This is a genomic window from Shinella sp. WSC3-e, assembly GCF_945994535.1.
Taxonomy (GTDB): Bacteria; Pseudomonadota; Alphaproteobacteria; order Rhizobiales; family Rhizobiaceae; genus Shinella; species Shinella yambaruensis.
The window spans coordinates 848,859-858,075 of record NZ_OZ000530.1 but is presented as its reverse complement, the minus strand read 5'-3'; the positions used below and the strand labels follow the sequence as shown (position 1 = coordinate 858,075).

The window sequence follows — 9,217 nt, the reverse complement described above, 5'->3', positions numbered from 1 at the left end:
CATGCTCAAAATCGACATCAAGGGCGACGGCCTGGCCCTGTTCACCAAAGCGACGGCTGCCCTCAAATCCCCACGCAAGGCCGGCCAGGTCTTCAGCCGCGCGATCAACGAAACCGGGCGGGTTGGGGGCACGGCGGCAGGCCGTGCCCTCGCGGTGCAGACCGGGCTCCCGTTGCGAACCGGCATGAAGGCCGTGCGGCGGAACGTCACCAAGTCGACGCCGGCGACCCTGACCTATGTCATCCACGGTCAGGGTGGCGACATATCCCTGAAGCACTTCAAGCCCCGTGAGACCAGGATCGGCGTCAGCGCCGCACCTCGTGGCGTTCGGCAGGTTTTTCCGTCCAGTTTTATGAAGGCCGGATGGTGGCCGAAGCGAGTCGTTAAGCCCGCATGGAATGGCCAGGTCTTCGTTCGCGCGAATACGGACGGCTATTCCTACAACTACGCAAAATCGAACCCGTTCGTGAAGTCGGGCGAGTGGAAGCGGGAGCGGACAGGCACGAAGTTCGCCAAGCAGAAATCCGGCGTCTTCATCCCCGTGGAGCTCTTGCGCGGCGAAGTCGCGAAGGTTTGGGATCAGACAGCCGAACGGCTTGAGCCGCGCGTCATTCACCATATCAACAGGATGACGGGCGGGCTCTTCAAATAGGGCGGGCGGCGCTTTCGGGCGCTGCCAACCCTCGTGATTCAACGTTTCGTAACCTCTACAATGGACGGTGCTTGGCTGAGCCGCATGGAGAGTATTTTGGCTGAAATCGTGCCATTTGGCGAAAGACGACGGCGCAAGCGACGAAAATTTGTGTTGCTGGTAGCGAAGGTGTCCGCTGCGACATTTTGCGCGACCATCGCCGTTGGGGCTGGATGGGATCAACTCACCTCAACATGGCAATGGGCGACGACCGCCGGGCCGGTGAATGCCTCAGAGGTCTCTGCCGTGCGCGACAATTCGAAGCCCGCGCACTTGAACCTCAGGACAAGGCTGCCGGAACGACGGGTGGTCAGTGCGTTCACGGCATGCAATGGTTCGAAGCGCGTAACGTGCGTCGTCGATGGCGACACCTTCTGGTTTGAAGGTGAAAAGGTCCGCATAGCGGACATAGATACGCCAGAGATCGGCGAGGCGAAATGTCCAAGCGAACGCGCTCTCGGAGAAAAGGCCAAGAGCCGACTGCAGGTGTTGCTGAGTGCAGGTCCATTCGAGATGCAGGCGCTGCCGGGCAGGGACACCGATAAGTATGGACGCTTGCTGCGCGTGCTAGTGCGCAACGGCCAGTCGATCGGCGATAGGCTTGTTGCCGAGGGATTAGCCCGCACGTGGTCTGGCCGCCGTGAGCCGTGGTGCGGCATCTAAGGTAAGCCACTTCCGCCAAGCGCAATTTCGGCAACACCTCGGCAACACTGCAAACGCCCAGAAGCCCGGCATTTTGGCTCGGCAGCAACGGGGTTGCTGAGCTTTTTGACCCTGTGCCTGGACGGCTGCCGGGACTGCCGACCCGCATTGGCTGGTTTTAGGCCCGAAAGGGACCCGTCCCAGGGGGCTACCAGTCGCGGTCGGGATCGACCATGAAGACAGGGACGGCTGCCAGGTCGCCCGTCGCCGCGACGAACAGATCGATGCAGCGCATCCGCTCCTCCTCGATGGCCTCCACGATCATCTTCACGGGGTCCTTCTGGCCTGCAGCCAGATGCCGGGCGGCAATGCTCCATGCGGTTCGCTCCGTGCTGGAGCCGAAAACATTCTCCCGCGCCTGCATGGTGCGCCTCCTACAAAACCCAACTGGCGCACCATCTCCGCCTATCCTTGCGTGAACTTTGCCTCACGGGAATCCAATGATCAGAATCACACATTTGAATCCGTCCACGGGGCGGATTTCCGCGACGTTCACAGCCGAGGTCGGCAACCTGGTGCTGCCCGGCTGCGCGCTCATCAGGCGGGACGACGGCTATACGTTGTCAGTGCCGCGGATTGGTGCGCCTGGCGAAACGCGGCCGGCGCCGCTGTCATCGGTCATGGAGGCCGAACTACTGAGGGTGGCGGTGGCCCACTATAAGGAGAAAGAATGATCAATATCACCAACATGCGCCCCGGACCAGGGGGCGCCAAAGCCACATTCGACGCTGAGATTGAGGGATGGCTGCTGCGCGACTGCGTCATAGTCCAACGGCCGGAGGGCAACTTGTCGGCGCTGCCGCCGACCTTGCGCGGTGGGCGGCGAGCCGTCCAGATTCCTGACGATCTGTGGTTTGACTTCATTAATGCCGCCCGATCAGCGTATCGGCGGATCAGCCGTGAGGAGGGTTGGGTCGAGCTCTGCGAGGGCGGCGAACTGGCGTTGGCGGCGGCGGGGATATGATGCTCCTGGCACGTTCGACAAGCCTGTTCCCCTGTCATTCACACGCCTCAATCTCTTTCTTGAGCGCATCCACGCGCTTTTTTGACTTGCACACATTCTCGCAGGGTATTCCGTCGTCGTCCCTGTCTGCGCCGGAGTAGCCTTCACACCACATCTCGATGGCTTCTGCGCAGGTCTTTGCGGCCTTACAGCTTTGCGCGTGTCCGGCGGCAGATGTGAAAACTACCAGTGTGGTGATTGTGGCGATGATTAGTTTCATGGTGGCTGACGCTAATACGAGGACGTTAGGAGGCCCTTAACGTTTATCCCGGACGGGCCGTACAAGAGCTCTCCAGATGCGCAAACCAAATCTTCATCCGCGCCAATGTTGAGCATTTCTGATCTCTTGATGCGCACAAGGGAGACCAGTTTGTCGTGATATTTTCCGCCGCTTGCAATATCCCTTCCGCTGACTCCATTGTATGTCGCAGCCATGCTCAAAAATACAGTATTGATCTCTAGCATATCGCATAGTTCGTCGATGACCATTACTTCGGCAATGTGGTTCAGTACGTTTTCCTGTTTGGAATTGCGTGGCTTCGCTTTGGCTACGATAACGGCCTTTTTCTCACTGGCTATGTTCTGTTCCGATTCCGTTGAATGCCCGCATTGCCGTGCTGCACGGTCCGCCAATCGCTGCACGCTTTTCGGGTCTGCTGAGAACGGGCTGCTAGCACTATCGAACGGTACTGCCTCTTGGTCTTCGCCCAGCAGTTGGAGTTTTCCGGCAGCTAAGTCACGCGCCGCACGCTCGTTGATCGTGAAGAAGGTCTGATTGTAATAAGCGATCACGCCGGGCCACCGCTTAGAGCACAGGAGATTGACATCCTTGTGCTCCACCTTGATCTGACCCAAGATGAACTGGGCAACCTGAACGGATTCAAAGTCCCTGATTGTGTTTTGATCGCCTGACGACGTCGTTGTCGAAACCACGACATCGTAGGGGTCTATCGTCGCCTGCCCAACGGTAGGACATGCGGAGGCAAAAAGAAGCACCAACAGGAGACTGCGCATCATCTCACCCCATCAGATAGCACTAACTCAATCTAGAGGTGAAGAGATATTGCCGCAAGGCGAATTTGTAACAGCCTCACCGCCCCATCTTAGCCAGCACAAAGTCGTTCGCCTCCCGGTTGCCGCACCGCGTGCATCGGAGCCTCGGCTCCAGCGTGATGATCATGCACTTCTTGCCGAATCGACGCGCCAGTTCCCAGCGATCGAGATAGCCAGCGTGCTTGCATCGGAAACACCGGGCGCCGAGTTCATACCATTGCGGAATGTCCTGGAAGGCAACGGAATGCTGGCGGCTGTTGACGTAGACGTTGACACCGGTGAGCGTCGCGGGATCCATTGGATTGCCGGCCGTGATATCGATGCCGCGCCGGTGACGCATTAGGGTCGTTCGTAACGAGGCCTCCACCCACGGGCGTAACCCTTCGAAACCAGCACAGAAGCGGTGTAGAGCTGGTCGCGGAGGAAGTCCGCGTCCGCCAGCAGTTCGCGCACAGCGGCCCGTGCGTCGCCTCCGTAGGCTTCGATGACTGCGTCTATTTCCTGCTGTGGGGCGGCTTTGGTCGACATGGGGCACCTATAGGAATGGAGTCCGCTCGGCGGACTATGTTCCTATTTTGTTCTCATTTCAGGAGGAGTCAAGGCGGAACATGCGGTACTCCCTTTCCATTCTTGCTTCAGATCAACCCGACGGGGCGTCATCTGTTGTTCACTGAACCAAATTAAGGGGCCTACCAGATGAACAGATCAACGGTAACGGTTACTGGCGTGCTGCTGCTGCTAGCCGCTCTTTACGTCGTCTTCTGGACGCCAGGTGCGCCTGAAAACCCCGCGACGTCCCATGCAATCAACCGGACGGAGTAAGACATGCGTTATCACGAGAACCTAGAGACTTTCGACGATCCGCAGCCTAATCGCGAGCACGAAGAGCGCGCTAGCCGGCGCGTTGTCTTTGCCCTGTTGGTCGTGGGAGCGGTGATCGCGAGTCTATATGGGTTTGGGGCGTTGATCGCGGGCGGGATGTAAACTGCGGCGCAGCTTGGAGGGGACAGGGCCAGTTCGCAAACGTCATCAGTAATCGAGAAGCTTCAGAAGCTCCCACCCTTCCTCAGCGATCCTCGTGCAGAACCGCCCCTCTGCATCCTGCTCCATGGTCGCCCAGCCACGCAGCCGAAGGCGGCGGACCACATCCTTCATCTCGGCAGGGATGTCGTTGAAATGCCGCACCCGCACCGCAAGGAAGCGCAAGGCTTGGACTTGGGGTGCCGTGAGGCGGACGACGGGTTTCTTCGAGATATAGCCGGCCGCACGCAACTTGGCGCCCTGATCGGTGATGACGATCCTGATCTTCTTTCGGGGCTCGACGCGCATGTCAGCGAAGCCCAGCTTCTCCAGTTCCTGGAATGCGACCAGATCCTGGTAGGAGAGCCCGTCCATGACGATTCCGTCGCTGGTCGCCAAGCGATCGACGAAGTCGATCTGAGCAGGCGTTAGGCGGTATATGAGGATGGGTTTGGCGGGCATGGCTAAATCGTCGTGGTGCGTGAACTCTGTCACCATGCGGCGGGGTTGTCGAGGGGCACGAGAATGGGGGCAATCCAAAATTGGATGGTTGGAAATCAAGGGGTTAGCACGGATCGGTGCCGAATGATTTCAATGTTTTAGCGCCGGCAAGCCTTTGAAAACATTGGGTCGATTTTTCCGCGGCGAGGGGCCTGCCATAATATACATTTACAAATTTGTCAAGAAAATCAGTGGCTTGCGAGGTCTTTTTCTTGACATGCGAAGCCCCTTGGCGCTATAAACACTGCGCGGCATACCGAACCGCAGGCATACCACCACTATTGAGGAGAGAGCGACGACACTGGTTTTAACCGGCCGACTTCGTTCGGCCTCAATAGAAGGAAAGGTCAAATGTCAGACAGCTTTATCGTCCCAAATTTCATTCCCGTGCAAGCGTTGATCGAGCAGCGAAGGCGCGTACTAGAACTGATGCATGAAGTATCAGACGTAGTAGGAAGCCATCTCGCGATTACCCTAAACGAGATTGAAGAAGAGATTGTGGTAACGCCAGCAGCCTCCATTGAGGAAATTGAGGAGAAGGAACAATTCTTCGTTGACGCGACGGCCGAGTTTGAACGCCCCCGTCTCGTTGAACTGTTCAAAATCTGCATCCACGCCGACCGGCGACGGCTTTGTGCTTGATTTCAAATCTGACATCCCTCAAGCGGCGCGCCCCTTCGTAGCGATACGCGCTGCCACCTACGCGCCTGCGTTCATTCGGATCCAGGATCTAACCCTGCCGATCCCGCAGGCGTACTCCGCAGCCGTTGCCGTTCGAGGGGATGAACAATATCCCGAAATCCAATAGTGCCTGCACTACCGCGGCGACATTGTTCGGCATACCTGACATCGGCCCGGTGGATGCCTCCATGCGTCTGAGTGTCGGCAACGAGATGTTGGCGGCCTTCGCAAGATCGGCTTGCGAAATTCCGGCTAGCGCCCGGGCTGCTGAAACCTGTCGCCCCGTAATATGATATTTTTCTATCACTATGATATTAACCTATTGACATGTGTCCTTCTTGAGATATTCCTATCACCAAGATTGGAAGATCGCAACGGAGCAACTCAACATGACGCAGCCCCAAGCCACCGCCCTAAGCAACAACCCCACGACCATCGCCGCTTTTCGGCGGCACCTTCGCCAGCAGAACCCGCCGAAGTTTCAGCCCGGCGATGTGGTTGACTTCGAGAAGGAGGGCGGCCGCAAGTGGCCCCTGATGATCCTGGGCATCCGCGGCGATGCCGCCGACGTCATATGCTATGACGGAAATCCTCATCTCCTGCGCATCAAGGTCGCCACGCTGGAGGCGCTGCGGATCACGAAGGTCGAAGCGAGCAGCGAGGAGACGGTCACTATGTACCGAGCGCTGGTCGGTCTGGACATTGAGGGGGAAGCAGCATGAACATCCAGCGCCACAAGATCGAGCGCGCCATCGACGTGCTCATAGCCCTGCTCGACGCCGCTGACGGCGATCCGGATCTTGAACCCTCGCTGGGCTATAACCCCTATGGAGGCAACGACGCCGAGGGCGACGACGAGCGTGAAGACGACCCCGCTGAGAGGGGGATCGCCGACTACGACGGTCTTATCGAGCAGGGATTCGGCAATCTCTGGGGAGACACAGTGCAATGACCCCGACCCCCATGACCTACCTCGACCTCTATGAACCCGGCACGATCGTCCGCCTGAAGAACGGGACGACCTTCACGGCCGGCAAGTTCTGGCCTGAGTTGCCCGGCGTCGATCTGATGGCCGATGGCAAGCGTCTGCTCACGGTGAGCGAGCAGTGGCTCAAGGATAACGTCGAGAGCATCCGCTTTCCGGCAGAACAGCCGAAGCGCTCGGCGCCTGCCGAGCAGCGCCATAAGCGTCGTCCCGTTCGATACATAGACGGGAGCTTCTGATCTTTCGCCCCTGTACCGGCGCGGGACTTCTAGCCCGTGAGCCGTAATTGGAAGATGCCCGTTCGAGTCGGGCCAGGGGCTCCAAGTCACCACAGGCCAGCCGGGCACCACCGCACCCACACTCGCGGCCGGCTGGCCGCCCATGCCACGATGTGGTATCATTGTTTCGTGCGCGGCCACCGTCGGGTCGAAAACCATTGCCGCAGCGCCGCGCATAGAACCGCTCGCCCCTCCCACGAGGCGGGCGGTTTTTTCTCACCGCCTCTTCTCGAAGAGCAGGTCAGCGGCCGGCGCTAGATCAGCTGCCGGCTCTTGCGCCAGTTCTTTTTCGGCCCTCCAGCTTGCCATCGTGGGAGCCCCGCCTATCCTCTCCATTGTCGATCAAACGAATGGAGGAAGAGCATGCGGCTGATACCGATGATTGCCGTGCTGTCCGCAGCAATGTTCATGACAGGTTGCGTCTCGGAGGCAGGATATAACCGTGCTCAGGAGATGGTGCGCGGAAGTCCGGCGCTAAAGCGCGACGGAATTAACAAGTGCTATGCTGGCGCTCGCCGCGCATCACCTGCCCGAAAAGCAGAGATGGCCAAGATCATGAATGTGAGCCCGAGCCGCAACGTTGCCCGGATCTATTGCCAGCGTGCATTCAACGGGATTGCCAACGGTCGCATCAGCTATAACGACTTCCGAACGAAGAGCCCGCGTTTCATTCGGGTTATTCAGGGCAGGTAAGATCAGAGAGGGCCGCTAGGCAGTTGCCGGGCGGCCCTTTTTTCATTTCTGCTTTTCGCCGGCGCTCTTTCCGTCAGAGCTCTTGGAGCGCTCCTCGAAGCGATCCGCGCCCTTGGCGAGCTCCGACCCCTTCTCGGCCTCAACCTTGCGCTCCTCGGCCCGTGTGGCCTTGTGGAGGCCTCGGGCTCCTTCTTTGCCCTTCTCGGTGGGTGCATTCTCAATTGCCATTTGACGTCCTCCTGTGGGGCAGAGGAAACGGGCTGCGGCTTGCGGTGGTTCCAACCACAGGAACAAGAACGGAGGCCATCACGTTTCGCCTCGAACGGAAAAGGAGACACGCAATGAACAACATCATCTATCTCGTCGGCCTGGTCGTGATCGTGATCGCCGTCCTGTCGTTCTTTGGGCTGGGCTGATCATGGACGACGAACGCGAAAGACGCATCAAGGCAAGGGCTTTTGAACTCTGGCAGCGCGAAGGTTCGCTCGACGGCCGGTCGCTTGGCCATTGGCTCCAGGCAGAACGCGAGATTCAGGAGGAGGATGAGGCAGAAGCCGCGAGGCGGGATGTGGTTGGCTTGGCCGCTGCGGCGAACCCGACGCATTGAAGCGCCCTACCCCGCCGCTGACTACAATGCGGCTATAATTTTTATAGCCAGAAGACTTGCCGGTATCTAAGTCTTTGAATTTATTGGTCGGAATGGCGGGATTCGAACCCACGACCCCTTGACCCCCAGTCAAGTGCGCTACCGGGCTGCGCTACATTCCGGACCGCGCAAACCCCTATAGTCTCGGGCATTTGGATGCAAGCCCAAAAATCAAAGGCGGGAACGAAAGTGGGGAATTGTCTTGCGGGCATGACGTTGCGGGCGTTCAAACGCCCGGGACTTGGTGGTACGCCCCGGATCAAGCAGGCGAGCGGAGCTCCAGCCCGCCGTAGGCTGCAGCCACCGAAAAGTGCAATTTTTTTCGCAACCGTACCGGAAACGCCGAATCAGACCTTCCCCCGCATTAGACTAAAGTCGTAGGATGCCTCTGCTCGCTTGTCATTTGCGAGCACTCCCCCGCGTCACTGAGAGCCAAGCGTGACGCTTGTTTGCCCCGCCACCGTGCGGGGCCTTTTCCTTCTGTCGGTCCGTTTCAAGCGCTTGACTCCGCAGCGCATGAGAACATAATAGGAACAAAGGCGAAGGCCCGCTTATCTCGATCCCGGAAATCCCCGATTTTCTGTGTTACCACAGGAGACTGCCGACGTGCGACCGCTTCCCGAGTACGAAGCACAGACTGAACCGAAGGAGGACGATGCCGTATGCGCCGCCCTTGCCTGGCATGACGGCGATGCGCGCGCGACGATCGCGACGCTGCTGGCCGATTGCGCGCATCTGCGGCGCCAGCTCGCGCTGACCCGCTCGGCGATGGGGCGCGGCTTCGTGCGCGGCTGGGAGCCGATGCAGCAGCGGGATTGACGGCGGCCCCTTCATGGCGGTGAAGCATGCTGCCCGGATGCGGATGGAGCGGACCGAACCTGCGGCATGACGGCGCCGGCGGATGCTGGATCGCTTGGGCCGGATTGCCGGCATGGGCGGTCGGCGACCAGGACGCGCCGGGGGC

19 protein-coding genes and 2 tRNA genes are annotated in these 9,217 nt (G+C 59.2%); 13 read left to right on the top strand and 8 right to left on the bottom strand.

Annotated elements, in window-relative coordinates:
* Window position 1 precedes the first annotated feature (1 nt).
* On the top strand, window positions 2–652 hold the full coding sequence (locus AABF56_RS04325) for a hypothetical protein (RefSeq protein WP_272805041.1): 651 nt from the start codon (window positions 2–4) through the stop codon (window positions 650–652).
* Between the two features lie 96 nt (window positions 653–748).
* Window positions 749–1,354, top strand: a complete 606-nt coding sequence (locus AABF56_RS04320; protein WP_272805040.1) for a thermonuclease family protein — start codon at window positions 749–751, stop codon at window positions 1,352–1,354.
* Window positions 1,355–1,541: 187 nt separating this feature from the next.
* Here the strand turns inward: AABF56_RS04320 and AABF56_RS04315 are convergent, their stop codons facing one another.
* A complete protein-coding gene (locus AABF56_RS04315; protein ID WP_272805039.1) occupies window positions 1,542–1,757 on the bottom strand; it encodes a hypothetical protein in 216 nt (71 codons plus the stop codon).
* Between the two features lie 76 nt (window positions 1,758–1,833).
* On the opposite strand from AABF56_RS04315, the gene AABF56_RS04310 reads away from it, so the two are divergent.
* Both AABF56_RS04310 and AABF56_RS04305 read left to right on the top strand, forming a co-directional pair.
* Window positions 1,834–2,067, top strand: a complete 234-nt coding sequence (locus AABF56_RS04310) for a hypothetical protein (protein ID WP_272805038.1) — start codon at window positions 1,834–1,836, stop codon at window positions 2,065–2,067.
* Window positions 2,064–2,357 carry a hypothetical protein gene (locus AABF56_RS04305; protein ID WP_272805037.1) on the top strand — a complete coding sequence of 98 codons (294 nt, stop codon included), beginning with the start codon at window positions 2,064–2,066 and terminating at the stop codon, window positions 2,355–2,357. Before AABF56_RS04310 ends, AABF56_RS04305 begins: the two co-directional genes overlap by 4 nt.
* A 34-nt stretch (window positions 2,358–2,391) precedes the next feature.
* Here the strand turns inward: AABF56_RS04305 and AABF56_RS04300 are convergent, their stop codons facing one another.
* The 3 genes from AABF56_RS04300 to AABF56_RS04290 form a co-directional block, all read right to left on the bottom strand.
* Entirely contained in the window at window positions 2,392–2,616 is a 225-nt protein-coding gene (locus AABF56_RS04300) for an excalibur calcium-binding domain-containing protein (protein WP_272805036.1), read from the bottom strand.
* 11 nt (window positions 2,617–2,627) lie between these two features.
* Entirely contained in the window at window positions 2,628–3,413 is a 786-nt protein-coding gene (locus AABF56_RS04295; protein WP_272805035.1) for a hypothetical protein, read from the bottom strand.
* A gap of 73 nt (window positions 3,414–3,486) precedes the next feature.
* Entirely contained in the window at window positions 3,487–3,789 is a 303-nt protein-coding gene (locus AABF56_RS04290; RefSeq protein ID WP_272805034.1) for a hypothetical protein, read from the bottom strand.
* A gap of 485 nt (window positions 3,790–4,274) precedes the next feature.
* On the opposite strand from AABF56_RS04290, the gene AABF56_RS04285 reads away from it, so the two are divergent.
* The gene (locus AABF56_RS04285; RefSeq protein ID WP_338341902.1) at window positions 4,275–4,433 is read left to right on the top strand and encodes a hypothetical protein; all 159 of its coding nucleotides are present in this window, start codon (window positions 4,275–4,277) and stop codon (window positions 4,431–4,433) included.
* Between the two features lie 45 nt (window positions 4,434–4,478).
* Here AABF56_RS04285 and AABF56_RS04280 read toward each other — a convergent pair whose 3' ends face one another.
* Window positions 4,479–4,931 carry a hypothetical protein gene (locus tag AABF56_RS04280; protein ID WP_288084033.1) on the bottom strand — a complete coding sequence of 151 codons (453 nt, stop codon included), beginning with the start codon at window positions 4,929–4,931 and terminating at the stop codon, window positions 4,479–4,481.
* A gap of 390 nt (window positions 4,932–5,321) precedes the next feature.
* Between AABF56_RS04280 and AABF56_RS04275 the strand changes: the two genes are divergently transcribed.
* Window positions 5,322–5,612 (top strand): hypothetical protein, encoded by a 291-nt coding sequence (locus AABF56_RS04275; protein ID WP_133033070.1) that lies wholly within the window; start codon window positions 5,322–5,324, stop codon window positions 5,610–5,612.
* A gap of 88 nt (window positions 5,613–5,700) precedes the next feature.
* Here the strand turns inward: AABF56_RS04275 and AABF56_RS04270 are convergent, their stop codons facing one another.
* Complete coding sequence (locus AABF56_RS04270) at window positions 5,701–5,958, bottom strand: helix-turn-helix domain-containing protein (protein WP_133033071.1); 258 nt, start codon at window positions 5,956–5,958, stop codon at window positions 5,701–5,703.
* A gap of 82 nt (window positions 5,959–6,040) precedes the next feature.
* On the opposite strand from AABF56_RS04270, the gene AABF56_RS04265 reads away from it, so the two are divergent.
* The 5 genes from AABF56_RS04265 to AABF56_RS04245 all read left to right on the top strand — a co-directional run bounded on the left by AABF56_RS04265 (window position 6,041) and on the right by AABF56_RS04245 (window position 7,607).
* Complete coding sequence (locus AABF56_RS04265; RefSeq protein WP_133033072.1) at window positions 6,041–6,373, top strand: hypothetical protein; 333 nt, start codon at window positions 6,041–6,043, stop codon at window positions 6,371–6,373.
* Window positions 6,370–6,603 (top strand): hypothetical protein, encoded by a 234-nt coding sequence (locus tag AABF56_RS04260; protein WP_272805032.1) that lies wholly within the window; start codon window positions 6,370–6,372, stop codon window positions 6,601–6,603. Before AABF56_RS04265 ends, AABF56_RS04260 begins: the two co-directional genes overlap by 4 nt.
* An 11-nt stretch (window positions 6,604–6,614) precedes the next feature.
* A complete protein-coding gene (locus tag AABF56_RS04255; protein ID WP_272805031.1) occupies window positions 6,615–6,875 on the top strand; it encodes a hypothetical protein in 261 nt (86 codons plus the stop codon).
* 6 nt (window positions 6,876–6,881) lie between these two features.
* Window positions 6,882–6,959, top strand: a tRNA-OTHER gene (locus AABF56_RS04250).
* A gap of 318 nt (window positions 6,960–7,277) precedes the next feature.
* Window positions 7,278–7,607, top strand: a complete 330-nt coding sequence (locus tag AABF56_RS04245) for a hypothetical protein (protein WP_272805030.1) — start codon at window positions 7,278–7,280, stop codon at window positions 7,605–7,607.
* A gap of 42 nt (window positions 7,608–7,649) precedes the next feature.
* Here AABF56_RS04245 and AABF56_RS04240 read toward each other — a convergent pair whose 3' ends face one another.
* Entirely contained in the window at window positions 7,650–7,835 is a 186-nt protein-coding gene (locus tag AABF56_RS04240; protein ID WP_272805029.1) for a hypothetical protein, read from the bottom strand.
* A gap of 190 nt (window positions 7,836–8,025) precedes the next feature.
* Between AABF56_RS04240 and AABF56_RS04235 the strand changes: the two genes are divergently transcribed.
* The gene (locus AABF56_RS04235) at window positions 8,026–8,214 is read left to right on the top strand and encodes a DUF2934 domain-containing protein (protein ID WP_272805028.1); all 189 of its coding nucleotides are present in this window, start codon (window positions 8,026–8,028) and stop codon (window positions 8,212–8,214) included.
* Window positions 8,215–8,298: 84 nt separating this feature from the next.
* On the opposite strand, the gene AABF56_RS04230 is transcribed toward AABF56_RS04235, so the two are convergent.
* Window positions 8,299–8,375: transfer RNA gene (locus AABF56_RS04230), tRNA-Pro, on the bottom strand.
* A 484-nt stretch (window positions 8,376–8,859) separates the two neighbouring features.
* Between AABF56_RS04230 and AABF56_RS04225 the strand changes: the two genes are divergently transcribed.
* A complete protein-coding gene (locus AABF56_RS04225) occupies window positions 8,860–9,072 on the top strand; it encodes a hypothetical protein (protein WP_272805027.1) in 213 nt (70 codons plus the stop codon).
* Window positions 9,073–9,217: the final 145 nt, after the last annotated feature.